Genomic DNA, 24,324 nt, shown 5'->3' on the forward strand with positions numbered 1-24,324 from the left:
GGAAATTAAATCACATAATGAAGAAGACATTTATCTCAATTGTTCTGTTTGTTCTTACAGCGGCTTCGCTTCATTCCCAGTGGGAGCGTCTTCCCAGCCCTAACGGTGGCGATATTCTTAGCGTAGCCTTTTCTGGTTCTATCACATTTGCTGGTACGTACGGCGGCGGTATTTATAAGTCAGCCGATAACGGTACAACATGGAGCGCCGTTAACAACGGACTGCCAAATCAGTATGTTTACTCAATTGCTGTGAACGGAACAACCGTTTTTGCTGGTACTTACGGCAGTGGTGTTTTTGTTTCAAACAATAACGGTGCAAGCTGGACAGCCTCAAACAGCGGCTTAACCAATCTATACGTTAACACACTTACGGTAAGTGGCTCAAATATTTACGCAGGAACATTCGGCGGTATATTTCTTTCAACAGATAACGGTGCAAGCTGGACAGCAATTAATAACGGATTGACAGACCCGAATATTTATACAATAGCCGTTAACGGTTCAAGCATTTTTACAGGCACTTATACAGGCGCCTTCCTTTCAACAAATAACGGTTCAAGCTGGACAAAGCTAAACGGCGGGTTAGGTGATAGCACCTCGGTCCTGTCTTTTGCTTTTAATGGATCCACCGTGTTTGCCGGTACTTATGGTAACGGTGTTCTGGTATCAAATAACAACGGCTCTACCTGGACAGCAGTTAATTCAGGTTTAACAAATATGTACGTCTGGTCACTTTCTGTTATCGGTTCAAATCTTTTTGCAGGCACATCCTACGGCATGTTCCTTTCTACTAATAACGGACAAAGCTGGACAGCTATTAATAATGGATTATTGTTCTGGACAATAAACGTAATTAAACCGAATGGAAACAATCTGTTTGCCGGTACCTATGGTGGTGGAATGTTTCTAACAACCAATAACGGTTCTAACTGGACATCAGTAAATTCGGGTTTAACAAACGTTCTTGTAAACTGTTTTACAGTTACTGGAACGGGAAATCTTCTTACGGGAACAAACGGCAGCGGAATCTACCGCTCGCTGAACAATGGCAGCAACTGGACTGCTGTTAATACAGGTCTGCTCAACTATTATGTTTACTCGCTTGTAGCAAGCGGTTCTAATGTTTTTGCGGGTACATACGGCGACGGTATATTTTTATCAACAAATAACGGTCTTTCCTGGAATCTTGCAAACACAGGATTAACAAGCTACTATATCTTTGGTCTTTTGGTTAACGGTTCAACTGTATTCGCAGCTGCTTACGGCGGTGGTGTTTTTATATCAAATAATAACGGGTCAAGCTGGGCAGCATCAAATACAGGACTTACTAACTTATACGTCTGGAGTTTTTCTGTAATAGGAAGCAATATATTTGTTGCAACAGACGGCGGCGGAGTCTTTCTTTCGACCAATAACGGCTCAAGCTGGACGGCTGTTAATAATGGATTAACAAATCAGTATGTATGGGCTCTTACCTCAAACGGCAGCAGCCTTTACGCAGGTACTGCTAACGGTATATTTGTTTCAACCAATAACGGTTCTAGCTGGACAGCAATCAATAACGGATTATCAAGTTTGTATGTTTATGACATTGCCGCAAGCGGAGGTAATCTTTTTGCAGGTACCGGTTATGGTGTGTATATCTCCACAAACAACGGCACATCATGGGTAGAAAAGAATCAGGGTTTTGATTTTGTTCCGATTGCTTATACAGTTACAGCAGCAAACGGTTATTTGTTTGCAGGTACAGACGGTCAGTTTGTATATCGCCGTCAGCTGACAGAAATATTAAACGTTACAAGAATTTCAGATGTAACACCTTCTTCATACACGCTTAACCAAAATTATCCAAATCCGTTCAATGCAAGAACAGTTGTCAGTTTTCAACTGCCCGATGCTAGTGATGTGACTCTCAAGGTTTATGACGTGCAGGGAAAAGAGGTGGAAACACTCGTGAATGAAAGACTTCAAGCTGGAACTTATAAAGCCTCGTTCGATGGTTCCGGACTTAACAGCGGTGTCTATTTTTATAAACTCACGACTGGTAAATACGCTGAGACCAGAAGGATGATTCTTACAAAATAAATCTAAAGAAATTGAATTTATAATATATGAAAGTAAACAAAAATATAGCAGTAAGCGAATCAGGATTTCTCTTTGATTCAATGTCGGGAGATTCTTTCTCTCTGAACCCTATTGCTGCAGAAATTCTTGAACTGATACGCGAGCAGAAAAGTATCGAGGATGTAAAGCGAATACTCCTAAACAAGTATGAAGTAACTCCCACGATGCTCGATAAAACAATCGATGAGTATGTTTTCACACTGAAAAAGCTTAACATAGTAAGATGAAGAAGAAGAAAATAACAGTCGGTGTAACAGGGCTTAACAATATTGACAGTCCGGGACCCGGAATACCGGTAATCAGAGCACTGAAAGAATCAAAGCACTTCGAACCGCGTATTATCGGACTTGCTTACGAAAATCTTGAACCGGGTATTTATATGCGCGACCATGTTGATAAAACGTACCAGATTCCTTATCCGAATTTCGGCTCTGATACTCTTATGAAAAGAATCGAATATATAAATAATCTTGAAAACATTGACGTATTAATCCCGAACTTCGATGCCGAGCTTTATACTTTTATGAAAGCCGCTGAGAGGCTTAAGAAGATCGGCATTCATACTTTTCTGCCGACAATTCCACAGTTTGAAGAAAGGCATAAATCTGTCTTGCCTGACTTCGGAAAGAAATACAACATCAAAGTACCGGAAAGCAAACCGATATTTTCGGACAAGGACTTTGAAAAACTTGAAGATGAAGATGACTATGAATATCCTTTGCTCGTAAAGGGGAAATACTACGATGCGTATGTTGCTCACAACGAAGATCAGGCAAAATCAGCTTTCCATAAAATTGCAGCCAAGTGGGGACTTCCTATTATACTCCAGCAGTTTGTAAGAGGAACCGAAGTTAACGTTATTGCACTTGGCGACGGAGAAGGAAACACCATAGGTGCTGTTCCTATGCGTAAGCAGTATATTACCGACAAGGGAAAAGCATGGGCAGGTATAACTCTTGGCGATACTAACCTGCTTAGCCTCACAAGAAAACTTATCAAACGTACTAAATGGCGTGGTGGTATGGAACTGGAAATGATTAAAACCGAAGATAACGATTACTATCTTATCGAGATTAATCCTCGTCTTCCTGCTTGGGTTTATCTTGCAGTTGGTGCAGGACAGAACCTGCCCGAAGCGTTAGCAAAACTTGCTCTTGGTATGGATGTTAAACCATTTAAGAAATATGAAGTCGGAAAACTCTTTATCAGATATTCCTATGACCTGATAGTTGATTTATCTGATTTTGAAAAACTGACACTTTATTCTGAACTTTAAAAATTTATTTATATGAAGAAATTACCCTTCGAAAGACCTATTATTAAAAAACTCAATGTCGGAATATCAAATAAGTTTGGTTTAAGAACAGAGCTTGAACCAATCACGCATATTGACGACGTGTCTGTATCCGACCTCATAAAAGAACACGGTACACCCCTTTTTGTAATATCTGAAAATACCTTGCGCAACACAATACACGAAGCAAAACGAGCTTTTGAAACACGTTATCCCAAAGTACAGTTTGCATGGTCATATAAAACCAATTACCTTGATGCAGTATGCAGAGTATTCCATCAGGAAGGTTCATGGGCGGAAGTTGTTTCAAGGTTTGAGTACGATAAAGCCCTTTCGAATGGTGTTGACGGTTCCAAAATAATTTTTAACGGACCCGATAAAACAGAAGACGACCTCAAGGTCGCATCAGCTAACGGCTCACTTATTCATGTTGACCATTTTGACGAGTTGTATATGCTTGTCGATATTGCAAAAGATATGGACAAAAAACCAAAGATTGCAATCCGTGTAAACATGGATACAGGGGTGCATCCGCAGTGGGACAGGTTCGGTTTCAACTTTGAAAACGGAGAAGCATGGGAAGCAATAAATAAAATAATGACATCTAAAAAACTTGAATTTGTCGGGATTCATACTCACATCGGTACGTTTATGCTTACTGCAAGTGCTTACGATGTCGCAGCAACAAAACTCGCAAAGCTTGCTTATGATTTCAAAAAGAAATATAATTCAAATATAAGTTACATAGACTTAGGTGGTGGTTTTGCATCGCACAACACTCTTAAAGGTGCCTACCTGACAGGTAAAGATACAGCCCCTTCTTTTGATGATTACGCTGAAGCCATAACAAACGCTCTTATTAATTCACAGCTTGACCACGATGAAATGCCGCTGCTGATTCTCGAAACGGGTAGAGCCTTAATAGATGCAGCAGGTTATCTTCTCGGGACGGTTATCGCAAACAAGAAACTATCAGACGGCAGACGTTCAACAATAGTAAATTTTGGCGTAAATATTCTGTTCACAGCTTTCTGGTATGAACATCAGATAAATCCCGAGAAAGAATTCTCGCAGAACTCTGAAACCACAACTATATTTGGACCGTTGTGCATGAATATTGACCAGATTCGCGACTCAATTCAACTGCCCCCTCTGAAAAAAGACGATAATGTTGTAGTTAGCAGCGTCGGCGCTTATAACATGACACAGTGGATGCAGTTTATAACATTAAGACCCAAAGTTGTTTTGATTGATACAAACAGCGGCGTACACGTGATAAGGGATAACGAAACCAATAAAACTATAACGGCTCTTGAATCTATACCACAACATCTTGAAAAAATAAACCTGTAATTTGAGGTTAGTTAAAAGCATATTAAACAGTTACTCAATAGTTTTCTTTTCAGATAAACTATTCTTTGCAGGTTTATTACTGATAACATCTTTCTTCGATTATTTTGCAGGGCTCTGCGGACTTATATCGGTTATAACCGCATACATAGTCGCAGAAAGTCTTGGATATGACAAACATAAAATCGAAAAAGGATATTATGGTTTTAACAGCCTGCTTGCAGGGCTTGGCATTGGTTTGCAGTATCAGTCCAACTGGGCAGTTCTGTTAATTGTAGTTCTTGCATCTATACTTGCCTTTTTTGTTACCATTACTTTTGAAAACTTTCTAGCCAAATATGCTCTTCCATACTTAAGTCTTCCGTTTCTTGTTGCTTACTGGGTGGTTACGCTTGTCGGGCGCGACCTCAATATATTAGGCCTTAGCGGCAGAGGTGTTTTCATTCTTAATGACCTTTATATGGTTGGCGGAAACTGGCTGCTTGAAGTTTATGAATGGTGGAATAGTATCATCATTATTCCCTCTGTGAAAGTTTATTTTCTCTCTCTAGGGGCAATAATTTTTCAGTATAATGTTCTTGCGGGTATTATTATTGCAATAGGTATTCTCTATTATTCACGCATAGCCTTCTCTCTTTCACTAATAGGCTTTTATTCCGCTTATTTGTTTTACCAATTGCTCCAGATAAATATTACAGAAACAACTTATGCTTACATAGGTTTCAATTATATTCTTACCGCTATTGCTATAGGTGGATATTTTCTCGTACCCTCATGGCGCTCTTATCTATGGACGTTAATACTCATGCCGCTTACCGTCTTGGTATCATATAGTTTTAGCAATATTTTCTCAAACTTTGGATTACATATTTATTCACTGCCATTTAATATTATCGTACTTTTATTCCTCTTTGTTATCAAATCAAGGTTTACAAAGAAAGAGGGATTAACAGAGGTTGCTATTCAGCAGAACTCACCAGAGAACAACCTGTATTCTTTCCTTAACAATAATTTCCGTTTCAGAGATTACAGATATTATCCCGTACGACTTCCCTTTTTCGGAGAGTGGAATGTTTCGCAGGCACATAGCGGTGATATCACACATAAACACAAATGGAAACATGCATGGGATTTTGTAATTAAAGATTCCCTTGGAAACACGTACCGCAATCTTGGCGAAAAGCTTGAAGATTATTATTGTTATAATAAAGCTATTCTGTCTCCTGCCGATGGTTATGTAGAGAAAATAATTGATGGCATTCCTGATAATGATATCGGAGACGTGAACATTGAAGATAATTGGGGAAATACGATTATAATAAAACATGGTACTGATTTTTATTCTAAAATATGCCATATAAAACCCGGCTCATTTAAGGTTCAACTGGGTGAGTTTGTAAAAGCAGGTCAGATTATTGCCAGTTGCGGTAACTCAGGAAGATCACCCGAACCGCATCTGCATTTCCAGTTTCAGAGTGTGCCGTTTATTAATGGTGAAACCATTGATTATCCCATAACACAATATATTCTTAAAACTCCCGGTGGACTTGTTTACAAAGCCAATAAGAAACCGGAGCTTAACGATATTGTATCAAACATAGAAGTTAATTCTATCTTACGGGAAGGATTTCATCTTATACCCGGACAGGAAATTAAGTTTGAAACAGAAAATAACGGAAGAAAAGAAATAATAGTATGGGAAGTGTACACTAACATCTATAACCGTTCATATGTCTATTGTAAAAATTCTAAAGCAGTAGCATACTTCCATAACGACGGTCGCGTGTTTTACTTCTACGATTTTTCAGGCGACAAAAAGTCACTGCTTTATTTTTTCTTCCTTGCTGCATATAAAGTACCGCTCGGATACTATCAGGATATGAGCATTGAAGATACCCCAGCTTTGCATATCGTTTACAGTAAACTTGGATTGCTGCTGCAGGATTTCATTGCACCGTTCTACATATTCCTTAAATCACAGTATAAAATTACTTATTTTAAGATTGACGACATTCTTCACGCAAACGAGATAACGTTAAGTTCTGAAATTGATAACTATTTCCTAAATTTTAAAACAGTTAAACAGAGGTTCTTTATTACTCTGACAAGAGAGGGAATTTCTAAAATAAAGATACAATTCAAAAATAAAATAATTACAGCTAATTGTATAAAAGAGGATTAATAATATTACTGTTTTTGCTGTTATCTGTTTCTGCTTTTGCTCAGATTACAGAAGAGGCAAAACAAGTTGATATTCAAACTTATGACCTTTACACACGCGCTATATGGGACGAGCTTATAGACGTAGGAAATAAAGCTTTAGACTCGGGTATAGATTTTTACTATCTCAGGATGCGTCTTGGGATTGCATACTATAGTCTAAACAACTATATGTCAGCAGCAGAACATTTTAAACTGGCTCTCGAATATGTTCCAAAAGATCCCGCCGCCTACGAATATCTTTACTGGAGTCTTGTTTATTCGGGCAGGGACAGGGAATCACGACTGCTTGCGTCGGAAATGCCTGAAAAGCTAAAGTCTGACATTAAAGCAGCACCCGAAAAAGTGGTTAAAGATTTTTACACTGAAGGTGGTTTAATGTTCAACGGAGATTATAAAGAAAATCCTTACAGCGGGTTTGGCACTGATACATTAATTTATGGTGAACAAAAGCCTGATAAAAAGTCGAGTTATATAAGTCTTAATTTTAACATCATCCCATGGAAAAGACTTACAATATTTACAGGCTATAATAACATAAATATCACAAGCAACAAAAAGATTGTTTCAATAGGTAACGCCCCTGAAAACTTTGAAGTAAATACCATTCAAAATGAATTTTATTTTAATGCCGGTGTCTATACCGGCAAAGGTTTTACGCTCAGCGGTATTCTTCATTATCTGAACGTGAAAGTTAATGATGTAAGTGCGGCAGTGAACAAATCAACCGGCGGTATCACATACACAAAGACATCAAACACTCTTAATGATTATGTCGGACTTATATCTATTGAAAAATCTTTAAATCACTTTAAACTGCTTCTTGGCAATTCTTATTCTCACCTGAACAAAGCAAAACAAATTCAAAACGGTCTTACTGTGGCGTATTTCCCTCTTGGCAATCTTGATTTATATTCCGTTACCGATCTTGTAGTGCATTCAGAGAACAAAGAAGACACAATATTAAATCCATCCGGCAGTTATCTTACGCGTGGTATAATTAAACAAAAATTTGGAGTTAAGGTTGTTGACAAACTCTGGCTTGAAGCATTCTATATGTTTGGTAATGCTGAAAATTATCATGAAGACAATGCTTATGTAGTATTCAATTCAGTAAACGTAATGAACAACCGCTTTGGCATTAATCTTATATCCCCGATTACTCCTAACTTGCAGCTTTCGCTTAGGTATCAGTTTTACAAACAGGATGTTCAGGAGCTTGTTTACGAAACATCAACAACATATAAATTTATAGAAAAACCAAATTCGTTTCATAAAATTATAGGAAGCATAAAATGGACATTTTAAAGTTTAAAATTACACTAGTATTATTCATAACAACCCTGTTATTTACAACCCAGGTGTTTTCGCAATACAGTCCTGCACCCGGAGATGATGTAAGGAAAGCTTTTAAAGAAAGTTACAAGCAAGAGAAAAACGGAAAAATCACAAAAGCAATAGATGTTCTAAAAAAGGTTTACAGCAACAGCAGTTATGAAATAAACCTGCGCCTTGGTTATTTAAGCAACCTAAACAAACAGTACCGCGAATCCATTTATTATTATAGTACTGCTATCGGACTGATGCCAATGTCGGTTGAAGCGAGGATGGGTCTGGCAAATCCTGTTGCTGCCATTGAGGACTGGACAACTTTAGAAAATAACTATAATGACATATTAAAAATCGACCCGAACAACTCACAGGTAAATTATAATCTCGGAATGATGTTCTATTATCGTGAAGATTATAACGGAGCTTTAAAATACATTGAGAAAACAGCCAACATGTATCCGTTTGATTACTATTCCGTTCTTATGCTCGGTTGGACTAATCTTAGACTCGGAAGAGCACGCGAAGCAGAGATTCTTTTCAACAAAGTACTATTGATAGTACCCGACGATTCATCGGCATTAGAAGGTTTAGGGCTCCTGAAGAAGAAATAAAACACTGGAATTTCAACAGATTTCAAACAATAATCTAAGGCAGCACAAAACATACTGCCTTTTGCAATCTACCTTAATTTTGCATTGAAGAAACCGCATAGAGTGCGTATTTTTGTATAATATAATAATGTACAATTTGCGTTTTCCCACATATCAAGATTCGTAAATTATACACAGAAATAAATTACCGGAGGCGATTTAAAATGCTTAGCAAGAATCGAAATTACAAAAAAGCCTTAAAACTTTTTCGGATATCTTTTTCCCAAATCAAAAATTCACTACTCACATGACTACGCATAATCACGTACATACAATAGCAGACGACATCAAGGACAAAACTTTTCAGGATGTGAGTTTGTGCTATCAGTGCGGCAAATGTTCTGCAGGTTGTCCAGTAAGATACTACATGGATATAGCTCCTAATAAAGTTGTGCGTCTAATACAGCTTGGTTTTTACGAAGAAGCTCTAAAGTCAACGACACCATGGCTCTGTGCGGGATGTATGACATGCTCGTCAAGATGCCCCCAGGAATTCGACCTTGCAAAGTTTATGGATGCTGTAAGAGAAATTGCTCTTGAAAAAGGAGTAGAAGTTAAATCAAAAGACATAATAAAATTTCACAAAGCATTCCTGAACCAGATTGAAAGTCATGGCCGGGCTTTTGAAGTAGGCCTTGTTGCAGAATACAAACTGAAAACAATGAACCTGTTGCAGGATGTGGACTCCTCGCCTGGCATGTTCATGAAAGGGAAGTTAAAGCTATTCCCGCATAATATTAAGAATAAAGAATCCGTTAAAAAGATATTTAAAAAGACGGCTAATAAATAATTTTAAACCTCAATGGAAGCAAATTTGAAAGTAGGATATTTCCCCGGTTGTTCTCAGACCGGTACAGCAAAAGAGTACGATATTTCACTGAGAAAGGTAGTGGAAAAACTCGGAACATCATTCGACGAGTTAAAGGATTGGTCATGCTGCGGTGCAACATCTGCACACGTAACAAATCATCAGCTTTCCAATGCTTTAGCAATGCGTAACATAATGATTGCACAACAGCAGGGAATTGATGAAATGGTCGCACCATGCGCCGCCTGTTATAACAGGCTTGTTCTTTCTCAGCATGAAACAAACAGTCACCCGGATGTAAAAGCAAAAGTAGAATCTATTCTTGAGACAAAGTTTAATAAAGATGTAAAGGTCATGAACCTTCTTGAACTCTTTATGAAGATAGGTCTTGAAAAGATTAAAGAGAACCGCAAGATTGAACTCAAAGGATTAAATGTTGCTTGCTATTACGGATGTCTTCTTGTGCGTCCATCAGATATTACTAAGTTCGACGATTCCGAACATCCCGAATCTATGGAAAAAGTTGTTGAAATGACAGGTGCCAAAACTATCGACTGGAACTATAAAGTTGAATGCTGCGGTGCCGCACATTCAATCGCAAGAAGAGACATAGTCTTAGACCTTTCACAAAAGATTATTGACGACGCGAGGAAACATGGAGCAAACATAATGGTTGTTGCATGTCCGATGTGCCACACGAATCTTGACATGCGTCAAACAGCGATGAAGCGCGTATATCCTGAACATAAGGACTTTCCCGTGCTTTATTTAACGGAGCTTATAGGTCTGGCGCTTGGATTGGATGAAAAAGAACTTGGAATAGACCTGCACACAATAAAATTTAACTATAAAGAACTTGTTGCCGAAGAAGCAACAGTATAAAAATACGGAGTTGTAATATATGAAAATAGGAGTTTTTATATGTCATTGCGGAGAGAACATAGGCAGAACAGTTGATTGTCCGCGTGTTGCAAAAGCCTGCGAATGGCTTCCCGGGGTTGAAGTATCGATAGACTACAAGTATATGTGTTCAGACCCGGGACAGAATATGATTAAGAAAGAAATAATCGACAAAAAACTTGACGCTATAGTCGTCGGTTCATGCTCCCCTCACATGCACGAAAAAACCTTCCGCAAAGCTGCAGTCGCAGCAGGGATTAATCCTTTCCTCGTTGAAATAGCAAACCTCAGAGAACACTGTTCATGGGTGCACGATGATATTGAAATGGCGACAGACAAAGCAATTGACCTTGTACGTATGTCAGTTGAAAAAGTAAAACGCAATCAGCCGCTTACGACGATTGAAGTACCCGTTACGAAGAGGACGCTTGTTATCGGCGGCGGTATAGCAGGTATTCAGGCAGCTCTTGACGTTGCCAATGCGGGTTACGAAGTTGTATTAGTTGAGAAAGAGCCTTCGATAGGCGGACACATGAGCCAGCTATCGGAGACATTCCCGACGCTTGACTGTTCTCAGTGTATATTAACCCCGCGCATGGTTGAAGTATATCAGCATCCGAAGATTAAACTGATGACATATTCCGAGGTAGAAAAAGTTGAAGGATTCATCGGCAATTTTTCTGTAACGATAAGAAAGAAAGCACGGCACATAGATGAAGAGAAATGCACGGGCTGCGGACTATGCATAACAAAATGTCCTATCAAGAAGAAAGCATACAATTCATTCGAAGAAAACCTTGCGTATCGTCCTGCTGTTTACGTACCCTTCCCACAGGCAGTACCAAACATACCTGTTATTGATGAAACGGTTTGCACATACTATAAAAACGGTAAGTGCAGCATGTGCGTGAAAGTATGCGGCCGAGAAGCTATTATGTTCGACCAACAGGATAAAATAGTCACGGAAGAAGTTGGTGCAATAATAATGGCAACGGGTTACAAGCTTTATGATATAAGCAAAAAACCTGATGAGTCTATTTATAAAGGTTACGGCGAATACGGATACGGAAAATACAAAGATGTAATTGACGGTTTACAGTTTGAAAGAATAGCCTCAGCATCAGGACCGACCGAGGGAGAGTTTAAGCGACCATCAGACGGCAAAGAGCCGAAGAAAATCGTATTCATACAATGTGTCGGTTCACGGGACGAATCGAAAGGATTCTCATACTGCAGCAAGATATGCTGCATGTACACGGCAAAGCATGCAATGCTGTACAAGCATAAAGTACACGACGGTGAAGCATACGTATTCTACATGGACATCCGTTCGGGCGGAAAGATGTACGATGAGTTTGTCCGCCGTGCGATAGAAGAAGACGGTGTAAAATACATCCGCGGACGTGTTTCAAAGATAACGGAAGAAAACGGAAAGTACATCGTTAAAGGCGAAGACACAATCGCGGGAATGCAAGTAACAATCGATGCTGACATGGTTGTACTCGCAACGGCAATGATAGCACAACCCGAAGCTTCAGAACTGGCGCAAACTGTAGGCATACCTTACGATAAACACGGATTCTACAACGAAGCACACCCCAAACTTCGTCCTATAGAAAGCACAACGGGCGGAGTGTTTCTTGCGGGTGCATGCCAGTCGCCGAAAGACATTCCCGAATCTGTCGCGATGGCATCGGCAGCCGCTGCAAAAACTCTGGTACTTTTCGGTTCTGATATTCTTGAACGCGAGCCGGTTATTGCAAGGGTCAATGCTGACCTGTGTGCAGGGTGCTTTTACTGCAAGAAAGTTTGTCCTTACGGAGCAGTTGAAGTACGCGAAGTTAAAACACGCGACGGGGTAGTAATTAAGGAGATAGCATACGTAAACGAAGGACTATGCCAGGGATGCGGAACATGCACGGCTACATGCCCGTCCAAGTCAATAGAGCTGGCAGGGTTCAACAACGAAGAAATCTTTGCACAGATAGCAGCATTATAAAATTTAAAAAGATAAAAGAATTAATATAATATGTCACAACAAAACTGGGAACCGAAAATAGTAGCATTCGTCTGTAACTGGTGCACATACACAGGGGCAGACCTTGCGGGCACGTCCCGACTAAAGTATCCGACGAACGTCAAGCTCATACGCGTCATGTGTTCGGGCGGAATTGACCCTGTGTTTATACTGAAAGCATTCGAGCGCGGAGCAGACGGGATACTCGTATCAGGCTGTCATCCAAACGACTGCCATTACAACGCGGGAAACTTTCATGCACGCAGGCGATGGGAATTCTTCGACGAGCTTCTTAAATTTCTGGGTGTAGAAGAAGGCCGTCTTCAGTTTTCATGGGTTTCCGCATCGGAGGGAAAGAAGTTTGTGGATGTTGTAACGAAGGTCACGAATGACGTTAAAGCAATGGGACCTTTCGAATCGTACAAGAAACTGAATGATGAATTTACTGCGAAGTTTCCCGAGCCGGTTACGAATGAGAAAGAAATCATAATGAGCACGGAGGAAAAGGTATAATGGAAGAACTCAGAAAACTTGCGAAAGAACTTCTTGAAAAGAAAGAAGTTGCGGCAGTTATCGGATATCAGTCAGTAACGGAAAGGCGCACAAAGCCGATAATAGCGAAGACGCAGGAAGACTGCGACAAGCTTGTGTTTAACGAATACTGTCTAAACAATCTGTCTGTTTACCTGACGAAAGCCCGTATAAAAGAGCTGAAAAGACAGAATGGAGCTGTGTTAAAACTTGCTATAACAGCAAAGCCATGCGACGTTCATTCGATAATAGCATTGATACAGGAAACGCAGCTAAAGAGAGAAGACGTACACATAATAAGTTTTAACTGCCACGGAGTCGTAAAAGATTTCGGTATGGAATTCAGCGGTGAAACGCTTGCATCAAAATGCGTATCATGCGAAACTCACAAACCCTTATACTTCGATTCAATCTTCGGCGAGGTGAAGGAAACACCCGCTGTAACAGACGAAGTCCTCGAAAAAATCCTGGCGATAGAAAAAATGTCAGCTGCTGAAAGGTTCGAGTATTTCAAATCAGAGTTTGACAAGTGCATAAAGTGTTATGCATGCCGCGCAGCATGTCCGATGTGCTACTGCCAGAGATGTATTGTTGACAAGACCATCCCCCGATGGGTTGAATCATCACCTCACAGCAGAGGAAACTTTTCATGGAACGTAGTACGCGCATTTCATCTGAGCGGCAGATGCATTGGCTGCGGAGAGTGCGAGCGTGCCTGTCCGATGGACATACCGTTATCACTGCTTAACCGCAAGATGGTCATTGAAGCAAAGGAAGCATTTTCATACGTATCGGGCAGAAACCTTGAAACACCGACACTCGTGGGAAGTTTCGACGTAAAAGACAGCGATGAATTATTCATGTAATATTTGAAAGACATCAAAACAAAAGAAATTATGGAAGAAAAAATTATAAATAAAGAAGCGTTAAAAAACCTCTGCAAAGATATTCTTGCAGACGGCAATAATTTAATCGCCCCAAATTCAACAGAGTACGTACAGATTAACAATGCTGAAGATATTATGCTTGAACCGTCAGCAAGACCGACCAAGGCATCTTACAAAACGTTCGTGTTTCCGAAGGCAGAGCCCGTAATATACTACAAGAGAGGAAAGAACGACGTACAGCTTCTTGATGTGGACATAAACCAGAAGAAGACCGTGATACTCGGTGCAAAGCCATGCGATGCAAACTCATTCAACATACTGAGGCATCTCTTCAACTGGGATTACAAGGACGAGTTTTATAATCTACGGGAAAAGAACTTCGTGGTTATCGGATTGATGTGCAGTTTCTCTGACGAGTACTGTTTCTGCACGTCTGTAGGCTCATCGCCGGTTTCCGAAAAAGGTTCAGATATATTCCTGATACCACTCGATGAAAGCAGTTATGCAGTACGCGTTGCGACCGAGAAGGGAAAAGAGTTTGCGGATAAATATGCGAAGCATTTTACACAGGGCGATAAAACGAAGTCGGAAGAAATCACGGCAAAGGTAAAACAGCCTGAGACAGCATTCGACAGCAAGCAGGTACATGAATGGCTAGGCAAAAACTTCGAGCACCCAAAATGGGACGGAGTCGGCGACCTGTGTCTTTCCTGCGCACAGTGCGCATTCGTATGTCCTGTCTGCCATTGCTTTGATATAGTTGATGAAGACTATTCATACACAGAAGGCAGAAGAATGAAGAACTGGGACGGATGCCAATTCGGACATTTCACGCTACACGCATCGGGGCACAATCCACGCGACATACAGGGAAAGAGGTACAGACAGAGAGTCAACCACAAGTTTAAATACTATGTAGATAAATTCGGAGAGATACTCTGTACGGGCTGCGGCAGGTGTTCACGCGGATGCGCAGTCAGCATTGACATAAAGGAAATAGTTTCAAACTGTAAAGATTAAAAATTTTATGGAAAATATATATAAACCGTACTTAGCAGAAATAGCTGAAATCATAGACGAAACACCAGATACAAAAACGTTTAAACTAAAACTGAAGAATCCCGAAGAGGCAAAAGCTTTTTCATTCAAGGCTGGACAGTTTGCTGAATACTCTGTTTTCGGCGAAGGCGAATCAACATTCTGTATTGCTTCATCACCAACACGGCCGGAGTTTCTTGAATGCTCTTTCAAAGTTTACGGCAAGGTAACTCAGGCATTAAAACGCTTGAACCCGGGGGACACGATTGGATTCCGCGGACCTTACGGAAACTATTTTCCTCTCGAAGATTTAAAAGGTAAGAATGTAGTCTTTATAGCAGGCGGCATCGGTCTCGCTCCTGTACGTTGCGTTATTGATAATGTTCTCGACTGGCGCAATGATTATAAGGATGTTACAATTATTTATGGCGCTCGTTCTGTCGGTGATATTGTCTATAAACAGGAAATCCGCGAGTGGCAGTCGCGTCCCGATATTAAGACTTTTGTTACCGTTGACCCTGGCGGCGAATCAGACGGCTGGACAGGTGAAGTAGGATTTGTACCGACGATAGTCGAGAAGATTGCACCCTCAGCAGAGAACACATTTGCTGTAATCTGCGGACCGCCTGTAATGATAAAGTTTACGATACCTGTACTTGAAAAATTAGGATTCAAAGAAGACAATATATACACCACACTTGAGAACAGAATGAAATGCGGTCTTGGCAAATGCGGTCGATGCAATATTGGCAACGTTTACGTCTGCAAAGATGGTCCCGTTTTCAATTACACGCAATTAAAAGAACTTCCGCAGGAATTTTAGCAGGTTTATCTTTGGCAATATAACAAAAGCCCGGCATTAACCGGGCTTATTTGTTCTATCAGTGAACATCATATTCTTTCTGTCTAAATCCGTGTCTCCTTTTTTCCATAACCTAAAACGCAGTAATGAAACCAACTGTTACCTTTGAATCCTTCGTATCCTTCACATACGTATACTCACCTATAACCCTCAAGTTTCTCGAAATCAAATAACTGACTCCCCCGGTATAACTTTGATAGTTTAGACTGCTTTGATCAGAGTCAACGTAATTATAAAGCAAATGTCCTGTGAATCTGCTGTCAGGACCATTAGGGGAAATAAGTAATTCTGCAAATCCTCCGCGTGTCATTGCCCTCGTACTCGAAGTGCCCGAAAGCCTGTATGGATTTGAGTCGCTTCTGTAAACATACTGAGCATTTAACTCGACATATTCGTTTCCTGCAGTAAGGTCTGCACCTGCCATATACATCTCGTTAGCGGATGAGTCCGCCTCTGGTTGCTCCTTACCGTAGTATCCGAATGCTCCCACTCTTAAAAATGGTGCTACTTCCTGCGAAGCCCTTACCATTACATTCTTATATTTGTCTACATCAAAAATATCTGTTGTATGTATACCGCTTCCGTTAACGACCTCAACCGCAATATCCGTTTTTGTAGGTGCGCCGTATGTAAAAATTAAACCCCTGTCATATTTTAGGTTGATAAGTGAGCGTCCCGGTGTGGAAGTGTATATTTTATAATCTTCCTGTTCGAGTCTCAGTTCTCGTTTGAAGAGAGGGTCGGAAACCTGAAACTGTCCTACATACATATCAAGGTCAACCTTCTTTGAAAAGACATCATTAAACATTAAGAATGCATCTTCAATTCCTGCTATCTCTCCTTTTTCAGCAAGATAAAAATAAACGTAGTAGGAAATGTCCTTGTAGATATTACCGCCCGACATCAGTTTCAAAAAGTACGGGGTTTTAAAGTCCGTATTAGCGGGGCTGTTATTTTCATAAGTTCCATAAAGCTCAAACCTTAAAGCCAGCGGCAGTTCCCTCATGAGTGTCAGAAGGTCGTCGCCTGTTTTCTTGTAAAACCTTGAAGGCTCTTTGTCGGTAATCTGGAAACCGTTTGCCGCAAATTCCTCTCCGTATGGTTTAAGTTTCGGAAAAACGGTATGGCAGACGTTACACGACATATTGTACTTTCTCGCGAATGCAGGAATAGCGTCTGCATCGGTGGATAAAAACAGTATAATAAGAAATATGAATAAAAAGATAAGTTTTTTCATTTATCTATCCTCGTTTTTATTTTTAATGCATGAATTAATCATCCACAACCTCGACAAAAGTCTCATGGTTGTTTACTTCAATAATTTCTGCTTCTTCTTTCGGCACACCGAGAAACTCAACAATCGGCATCGGCAGCTTCTGGTAGTATAAAACGGCACGGACTTTCAGTTTGCCGAGTTCTACATCATCTGGCAGCAGCCATGTAAACGTTTCCAGTTTTGTTTCTCTGGGACCAATCCTGTAATCAGGTCCGAATGAAGCTGTGTTCCATTGCTGTATAGTCATTCTGCCTTCCGGGTCAAGATAGGCCATTCTGAAAATTCTGTTGCCTTCTGGAATACCATCCCGCTGAACACCTTTAAAATCAGTAAGTCCAAGAGGTACTTCCATATCCTGATAAGCGAGAGTATTCGAAGAGATAGTGTATTCTTCGCCTTCAAATCCTTTCTTATCAACTTTCAAATGATAAACTTTTCCTTTTGAGTCTATCGCCTCCACTTGAAGCCACACCATTCTTTCTTCAGCCGAACCAGACGGAAATTTGTGTCCGGTCTTTGCATTGAATAATGCTACGGTGAATTTAATTTCTTCGCCGGGTACAACATCATCGGCATCGGGATGAATTCTGAGTTCAACCGTACCGCGTATTTTCCCGGGGTCGTGAGCACCGTGAAACAAGTGCTGAGCAATGTCGCTTCTTTGTTTTCCCATAAGTGAACTAACGCCTGCGGTTCTCGGCATATGACAGTTCTGGCACTGTACTCCTTCTTTAGAGTAAGGACCTTCTTTCCATTCAAGATGAGTTGATTTAACCCATGTACCAAAAGGTGATTTCTCATTGTGGCAGGTGCCGCAAAATTCTGCTTTAGAAAGAAACGAATTATTTTTCGTGATATGGACAGGGGACTCAGTATCTTCCCTAATACCTTGTTTTATTCTGCCCGGGTTAGAAATATAATTAAAGTTATACGGCGTATCGCCTACGAACCCTGTTATAGTATGGCAAACGTCGCATGAAACTGATTCATTAGCGCGCGAACCAAACTCAGGTTTCGGAGGAGGAACGTCTCCAACCATGAATGAAATCGGTGCGTGACAACCGTTGCACCCTTCTTTAACGCCTGCAACCTTAGACTCCTTTTCAGCATGAGGCACTGCAAGTTTGAAGTATTCAATTTCATCCCATTCATGCGTATAGCACTTTGACATCATCATTTGTTTCCATTGTGCATAAAAATCAGTATGGCAGGATGAGCCGCATTCCTGAGGTTTTTGAAAATCTTCATATTTGAAAATGCCTTTTGCATCTTCACCTCCCTTAGTGTTCTGGGAATGAACAACTAAAGGTATAAGGAGAAATAAAATAATTGTAACAACTTTCATTGCACAACTCCTTCTTTTATATTTTGAGACAGATATTTAATTTTACAAAATAATGTTTTAATGTTTAAGTCCAAAATAAAGTGCACTTTTACTGCAAGACTTAATGCAGTCTCCGCAAAGATGGCAGTCAGCACGGAGTTTGTTCCCGTCAACAATCCCTTTCACAGCATTGCAAGGTGAAGCTTTCTCGCATACACCGCAGTTATTGCAGGCATCTTTATTTAATCTAACTTTCAAAGGTGCGACATGCTCAAGAATCCATGTATATAACCCCATTGGACAGATGAAATAACAAAAGGGTCTATACGAAAACAAACTCACACCGAGAATAATAACGAGAAAAGCCATGAACAGAATAAAATCAAACCACGGCATTATAAATTCCCAGTGAATCAAATCAAAAAGATTGTAATAAAAATATGTTGATGTAGCAAAAGTAAATGCAACGATTAAAAATAATACAAACAAAATAATCCTTACCGTGTTTGTAATTTTAAACGGCACCTTTTTCTGTTTAAGTTTTTTTAACCAAGGAATCCTGTGAAGCAGCTCTTGTAAAGCACCCACAGGACAGGCAGTTCCGCAAAACCCTTTACCGACGGCAAGAGACAAAACACCTATTACGGAAAGCGTTGCGAGGAACTGTGGTTTAAAACCGTAAAGGAACGGTTTTGTTGCAGCACATACTGGAGACGGTGTTACAAAAAGCCATGGTGCAAAAATTGTAATCACACCAAAGAGAATAAACGAAACCGACATAAGAATAAGACGGACTTTAAAACTAAGTTTATTCATCCAGATTGCTGTAACACCGACAGCTGCAACAATCAAGACAACAAGATATTTTGCAGACAAAAGAAAATCAAGAAACCCCTTCTTGGTTTGCATATTTCCGTGGTCGTCAGCTAAAATTATAACGGGAACCAATAAAAGAATAATTGTTAAAAGAATACGTTTGGATTTAGTCATTGTGAATTCAAATTGATTAGATTTTGTAATAATAATTTTTATTTATATATTTATGACCAGCAATTACCATACCATAAAAAACAGTTATTTTAACACAAAATCTAATCCCTCGCATCACATACTCGTCAAAATCACCCTTCTCCGTCATTATTGACGATCCCCAAAAATCATTTTCCAATTTTTTAGAAAAGTCTCCTTTAAAAATTTTACTTTGGAACTTTAACCCGAAACATAAAGGTTTTGACATAAAGGAGAAATCAATATGGCAAACAAAATCACAGAGGTTCCTGATGAACTTTATTACCAGAAATATAAAGAATTATTAAGGCTTGACGGGCATAAATCTTTGGTGTTTCACAGTATAGGATGCGAAGAGCGCGCAAATGCAATAGCCGCACAATGTGATAAAGTAATTGCGTACTACAATAATCTCATCGAATTTGAACCAAAAGTGATTATTCTGATTCTCAACCCGGAAGATTGGAATAAATACACAGAGTTCCCTGTTTACGGTATGCCCCATTACAATGATAATAAAACACTCATTGTCGCTTCCGAAAATAACGATTTCTGGAATAACTTTATTCCGCCGCTTGATATGCTTCCCGTCGAACTCGCAAAATTGATTTCGGAAACTTACACCAATAGCAATGGCGTATTGACAATGCAGGCGTTCTTTGATTTGCTTGTCATACACGAACTCGGCCACGCCTTTTACTTTCAGGCTGGTCTCACAATGCAAAGAAGATGGATGGAAGAATTATTTACCAACATAATGCTTCAGACCTACATCGCCGAAAACGAACCAAATCTGTTACCTGCACTACTCGTATTTCCTAAAATGGTCGTCGCAGGCGGAAAGTTAAACTTTAAATATACCTCGCTAAGCGATTTTGAAAACAGGTATGAAGAAATCGGTAAACAGTATCCGCAAAATTACGGATGGTACCAGTGCCGATTCCATACTTCCGCGGAAGAAATTTACAACAAAGGAAAAATAGAACCCGTTATTAAACTCTGGAACACACTCCTGTCTCAGAAAGATACCCTGAACGACACTGATTTCGCTTCCTTACTTGCAGCAAAAGTCAATCAGTCAGTCGCTGACGTCTATCTAAAATGGGATTCATAATAATAAACATCTCTTTCCTTGCTCTTCCGTCCGCTGTCCGCTGTCTCTTCCGTCCGCCGTCCGCTATCTCCTTCGTCCGCTGTCCGCTATACGCTGTGCGCTATCTCTTCTGTCCGCTATACGCTATCCTTTCCGTCCGCTATCCGCTGCCCCCTGTACGCTGCACGCTGTCTTTCCTGTCATCTCTGCTCTTCCGCCCGCTGAACGCTGAACGCTGCACGCTATCTTTCTTGCCCGTTGAACGCTGCACGCTATCCCTTCCGTCCGCTGTACGCTGTCCACTCTCTTCCGCCCGTTGAACGCTGTACGCTCTCTCTTCCGTCCGTTATACGCTATCTTTCTTGCCCGCTGAACGCTATCTTTCCTGTCATCTCTGCTCTTCCGCCCGCTGAACGCTGAACGCTGCACGCTATCTTTCTTGCCCGCTGAACGCTGTACGCTATCTCTCTTGTGGTATTATAGTCCCGCGTCTCCAACATTTTCTCATTTTAAATTTCTTATTTTCTTTAATTTATTAATGAAATTTTGATCTTTGCACATTTCTTTTCCAGGACTATCAGATAATTTTGCAACAGGTAAATCATTACAAGATGTCATTTTCATAACTATATTTAATGGTTTAAAAGAAAAGTCATTAGTTAAATGAGTTCCAATTCCATTAATTTGGGTCTTAATTCTTCCTTTGAAATATTTATGGATTTCTATAGCAGAGGCCATAGTCAAACCATCACTAAAAATTAAAGTTTTTGTTTTTGGATTTATATTTAATTTTTCATAAAACTTAATTGCTTTATCACCCCAGGCATATGGGCACCCAGAATCATGTCTTAAACCAATATATTCTTTTGCTAAATTTTCATCAAATTCTTCTAAAAAAGCATCAAATCCAATAACATCAGTTAAAGCAATTCCTAAATTTCCCGAATATTCTTTAAACCAATCTTCAAGTGCAATTTTTTGAAATTTTTCAAGAGGTGCTAAAACTTGGTATGCTTGCAAAAATTCATGAGCCATTGTTCCGCTATCTTCTAAACCAAGAATATGGGCAAGGTGAACATTGCTTGTTCCAAGAAAATTTACAGGTAAAAATTTTGATAATTTTTGAACAACAAATTTTTGCCACAAGAATGCTCTTCTTCTTCGAGTTCCAAAATCAGTAAATTTAAATGTTTGGTCGTTTAATTCTAAAATCATCTGAATTTTATCTAATAGCCTTTTTTGGCCATCAATAATTTGAAGCTTACTCATTGGATAAGTATTATTAAAATAAACTTCACTAACTATTGATAAAATTGGAATTTCCCAAAGTATGATATTTTTCCATAAACCCTTAACTTTAATTGAAAATGGTTTATGAGTAAATATTAAATCATTTAAATTAAACTTATATTTTGAAAGGAAATTTAAATAATCTTTTTTATAAATTTCTTTTGAGGTGAGATATGAATATTCCTCGGGAGTTAAAGATAAAGATGATAAATGTTGAATTTGTTTAAGAATCTGATTTGAATATGGGCTCAAATCTACATCTTTATCTCTGCATTTAAATTCAATTTCAGCGGTAACATTTGGGTGTTGATGAAATATCAACTGTTGCATAGAAAATTTATATTTGTCACTATCCAAAATAGAGTTTATTATTGGCATTTTTAAAAACCCATCCTTTCCAAGATATATTATTTTTTATACTTCAATAAACACTTGCAGAAGATATATTTTTTCTCAAACTTGCTTCTAAATTCTGTTCTTGTTTCAATCCTTGTTATTCTGGATTTATTATAGAATTTCTGACTTCTGCCTTCTTGCTTCTATATTCTACTCTTTTATCAATCCTTGTTATTCTGTATTCATCATAGAACTTCTGCCTTCTTGCTTCTAAATTCTGCTCTTTTATCAATCCTTGTTATTCTGGATTTGCCCATGGATAAAAATATTCAGAGAGCATTGTTTATGGAAATTTTCTAATTTCATAAAATTGTTTTAGCATGTTCCATTTTGTTTTATTTCGAAATTAATAATTTTAACTATGCAAATATTATCTTTTCATGATAATTTTTCTGCTCTTAAAAAAACCGGGCTCTTTGTGCTCTCTCGGTACAAACTATCGTTTGTTTATATCTTGACCCTGGACCGGAAGGAAGAATTTTTTTGTAACTGTTAAAAATAAATATTGAGGACATTGAAAGCAATTATATTTCCATTGCTCATTTCTTTTTTGATAGCCCTTGTCACTGTTCTTTATTCACAAAGATTCTCCCGGTCTTGTAATAATTCCACCGGTATAATATTACATCTTAACTCGTAAAATATTCCTGAAAAACCGAATTGGTTTACATCTTCAAAACTTCTCTCGTCGTATATCTAATGTGTTAAATATTAAATTTCTTATCAATATATCCAAAAGACAAGATACTCAAAATTCGTACTGATCTAATTAAATTTGCCAAATCTTTAAGATGTTAAGACTTTTTTTAAAAACATTGTTAATATCTGAAAATTTTCTTTAATGATTTTATTTATTCCCCGCTCTTTCATCCTCCCTTCATTATTAATCACAAAATTTTTCGAAATTGTGCCACGAAAATTCTCATTTCCAAAAAATATCTCCCTTAAAAAAATCTTTTTTTTAAAATAAATTCCTGTATCTCCTGTCTTTTATAATCCGTACAAAAAAATCGACAAGAATACATCGTGTCCCAGTTTTGGTTTTTGTTGTGATTATTAATGAAAGGAGTGCGTAAAATATTTTAATAAAATTTCTCTGTTATTTTTTAAGCTTTAAATCCCCGAAAATGTTCAATAATCGCACATTCGTTTTTATTTAATCTTGTACTCTCCTTGTACTCAGATTGGTCTCAAATTGGTTTCAGTATCTACTCGGTATTACTATGCTTTAAAACGGTGCTTAAGAACAAACTTTTTCTGAAGAATAAAGCTTAATAGTCCAATCTCGGGCATGAAAGGAAGTATGGAATTAAGAAAGAAGAAACTTTAAGAACATTATTGAAAGTAGATATACTCTGAATGGGTGAATCTGTAGAAGATAAGCAGACTAGTAGCATGGATAAAATTTAGAATTGAAAATAATTGTAAGATTCGCGCTAAGCGCAAGTGGATGGAACGGATTATCAAGGATTAAGAGAAAAATTTTATTCCTTAAGATATCTAAGACCTGCGAACATTGAGGCGTAATCTGAGAAAAGCTGGAAAGGGTATAATTGTTTTATAAATGCAAAAAGCCGGTTCGACACAAACCGGCTTCCCGCTCTATGATTTATTCTTCTTAGTTTGTCGTATACTGAAGAGATATTGTTACCGGCGCAGTGTACTGACCTGCGACCTGAGTTGACGAAGGTGTTACTGTTCCGCCTAATACTATTTCCATTGCTCCGTCTGTCCCGAATGATGCATTCGTGCTGACTGCCGGATTGAAGGCTGATATGCTTCCGCTGTTTACAATGTAACCTGCATCTGTTGTGGAGAAGGTTATTGGCATTGTGTTGCCTTCGTTTGTTAAATTCGTTGGCAGTGTGAATGCGATGCTGATCTGTCTGTTTGGCTGACCTGCGAGAAGGAATTTACCTGCA

22 protein-coding genes are annotated in these 24,324 nt (G+C 39.1%); 15 read left to right on the forward strand and 7 right to left on the reverse strand.

What is annotated here, in order from left to right; translation table 11 throughout:
• Positions 1-17: 17 nt before the first annotated feature.
• The 14 genes from WC644_03100 to WC644_03165 all read left to right on the forward strand — a co-directional run bounded on the left by WC644_03100 (position 18) and on the right by WC644_03165 (position 15,976).
• A complete protein-coding gene (locus WC644_03100) occupies positions 18-2,087 on the forward strand; it encodes a T9SS type A sorting domain-containing protein (GenBank protein ID MFA5010920.1) in 2,070 nt (689 codons plus the stop codon).
• A gap of 26 nt (positions 2,088-2,113) precedes the next feature.
• Positions 2,114-2,353, forward strand: coding sequence for a PqqD family protein (locus WC644_03105; protein ID MFA5010921.1), 240 nt, complete (start codon positions 2,114-2,116; stop codon positions 2,351-2,353).
• Positions 2,350-3,402 (forward strand): ATP-grasp domain-containing protein, encoded by a 1,053-nt coding sequence (locus WC644_03110; GenBank protein MFA5010922.1) that lies wholly within the window; start codon positions 2,350-2,352, stop codon positions 3,400-3,402. Before WC644_03105 ends, WC644_03110 begins: the two co-directional genes overlap by 4 nt.
• Positions 3,403-3,414: 12 nt before the next feature.
• Complete coding sequence (locus tag WC644_03115) at positions 3,415-4,773, forward strand: alanine racemase (GenBank protein MFA5010923.1); 1,359 nt, start codon at positions 3,415-3,417, stop codon at positions 4,771-4,773.
• Between the two features lies 1 nt (position 4,774).
• On the forward strand, positions 4,775-6,952 hold the full coding sequence (locus WC644_03120) for an urea transporter (GenBank protein ID MFA5010924.1): 2,178 nt from the start codon (positions 4,775-4,777) through the stop codon (positions 6,950-6,952).
• Positions 6,934-8,298 (forward strand): hypothetical protein, encoded by a 1,365-nt coding sequence (locus WC644_03125; protein ID MFA5010925.1) that lies wholly within the window; start codon positions 6,934-6,936, stop codon positions 8,296-8,298. Before WC644_03120 ends, WC644_03125 begins: the two co-directional genes overlap by 19 nt.
• Positions 8,286-8,933: a hypothetical protein gene (locus WC644_03130; protein ID MFA5010926.1), complete on the forward strand. Its 648-nt coding sequence runs from the start codon at positions 8,286-8,288 to the stop codon at positions 8,931-8,933. The genes WC644_03125 and WC644_03130 overlap by 13 nt, the downstream gene beginning before the upstream one ends.
• Before the next feature lie 286 nt (positions 8,934-9,219).
• Positions 9,220-9,762, forward strand: coding sequence for a 4Fe-4S dicluster domain-containing protein (locus WC644_03135; GenBank protein ID MFA5010927.1), 543 nt, complete (start codon positions 9,220-9,222; stop codon positions 9,760-9,762).
• A 12-nt stretch (positions 9,763-9,774) separates the two neighbouring features.
• Positions 9,775-10,662, forward strand: a complete 888-nt coding sequence (locus WC644_03140; GenBank protein ID MFA5010928.1) for a CoB--CoM heterodisulfide reductase iron-sulfur subunit B family protein — start codon at positions 9,775-9,777, stop codon at positions 10,660-10,662.
• 19 nt (positions 10,663-10,681) lie between these two features.
• Positions 10,682-12,679 (forward strand): CoB--CoM heterodisulfide reductase iron-sulfur subunit A family protein, encoded by a 1,998-nt coding sequence (locus tag WC644_03145; GenBank protein ID MFA5010929.1) that lies wholly within the window; start codon positions 10,682-10,684, stop codon positions 12,677-12,679.
• A 30-nt stretch (positions 12,680-12,709) separates the two neighbouring features.
• Complete coding sequence (locus tag WC644_03150; protein ID MFA5010930.1) at positions 12,710-13,210, forward strand: hydrogenase iron-sulfur subunit; 501 nt, start codon at positions 12,710-12,712, stop codon at positions 13,208-13,210.
• Positions 13,210-14,094: a 4Fe-4S dicluster domain-containing protein gene (locus tag WC644_03155; protein ID MFA5010931.1), complete on the forward strand. Its 885-nt coding sequence runs from the start codon at positions 13,210-13,212 to the stop codon at positions 14,092-14,094. Before WC644_03150 ends, WC644_03155 begins: the two co-directional genes overlap by 1 nt.
• Before the next feature lie 30 nt (positions 14,095-14,124).
• Positions 14,125-15,135: a 4Fe-4S dicluster domain-containing protein gene (locus WC644_03160; protein MFA5010932.1), complete on the forward strand. Its 1,011-nt coding sequence runs from the start codon at positions 14,125-14,127 to the stop codon at positions 15,133-15,135.
• A gap of 7 nt (positions 15,136-15,142) precedes the next feature.
• Positions 15,143-15,976: an FAD/NAD(P)-binding protein gene (locus tag WC644_03165; protein ID MFA5010933.1), complete on the forward strand. Its 834-nt coding sequence runs from the start codon at positions 15,143-15,145 to the stop codon at positions 15,974-15,976.
• A 112-nt stretch (positions 15,977-16,088) separates the two neighbouring features.
• Here the strand turns inward: WC644_03165 and WC644_03170 are convergent, their stop codons facing one another.
• From WC644_03170 to WC644_03180, 3 genes are read right to left on the reverse strand one after another with little or no spacing between them, the layout of a single operon-like run.
• Positions 16,089-17,252: a hypothetical protein gene (locus WC644_03170; GenBank protein ID MFA5010934.1), complete on the reverse strand. Its 1,164-nt coding sequence runs from the start codon at positions 17,250-17,252 to the stop codon at positions 16,089-16,091.
• A gap of 34 nt (positions 17,253-17,286) precedes the next feature.
• The gene (locus tag WC644_03175) at positions 17,287-18,636 is read right to left on the reverse strand and encodes a NapC/NirT family cytochrome c (GenBank protein ID MFA5010935.1); all 1,350 of its coding nucleotides are present in this window, start codon (positions 18,634-18,636) and stop codon (positions 17,287-17,289) included.
• 57 nt (positions 18,637-18,693) lie between these two features.
• A complete protein-coding gene (locus tag WC644_03180) occupies positions 18,694-19,605 on the reverse strand; it encodes a 4Fe-4S binding protein (protein MFA5010936.1) in 912 nt (303 codons plus the stop codon).
• A 262-nt stretch (positions 19,606-19,867) separates the two neighbouring features.
• On the opposite strand from WC644_03180, the gene WC644_03185 reads away from it, so the two are divergent.
• Positions 19,868-20,737: a hypothetical protein gene (locus tag WC644_03185; protein ID MFA5010937.1), complete on the forward strand. Its 870-nt coding sequence runs from the start codon at positions 19,868-19,870 to the stop codon at positions 20,735-20,737.
• 123 nt (positions 20,738-20,860) lie between these two features.
• Here WC644_03185 and WC644_03190 read toward each other — a convergent pair whose 3' ends face one another.
• The 4 genes from WC644_03190 to WC644_03205 all read right to left on the reverse strand — a co-directional run.
• The gene (locus tag WC644_03190) at positions 20,861-21,145 is read right to left on the reverse strand and encodes a hypothetical protein (protein ID MFA5010938.1); all 285 of its coding nucleotides are present in this window, start codon (positions 21,143-21,145) and stop codon (positions 20,861-20,863) included.
• Positions 21,146-21,220: 75 nt separating this feature from the next.
• The gene (pncB, locus tag WC644_03195) at positions 21,221-22,384 is read right to left on the reverse strand and encodes a nicotinate phosphoribosyltransferase (GenBank protein MFA5010939.1); all 1,164 of its coding nucleotides are present in this window, start codon (positions 22,382-22,384) and stop codon (positions 21,221-21,223) included.
• 115 nt (positions 22,385-22,499) lie between these two features.
• Positions 22,500-22,634: a hypothetical protein gene (locus tag WC644_03200; protein ID MFA5010940.1), complete on the reverse strand. Its 135-nt coding sequence runs from the start codon at positions 22,632-22,634 to the stop codon at positions 22,500-22,502.
• 1,386 nt (positions 22,635-24,020) lie between these two features.
• Positions 24,021-24,324 (reverse strand): DUF4402 domain-containing protein (locus WC644_03205; protein ID MFA5010941.1); only part of this gene is annotated, 304 nt, incomplete at its 5' end.

Source organism: Ignavibacteria bacterium (assembly GCA_041649015.1).
GTDB lineage: Bacteria > Bacteroidota > Ignavibacteria > Tepidaquicellales > Tepidaquicellaceae > CAIKZJ01.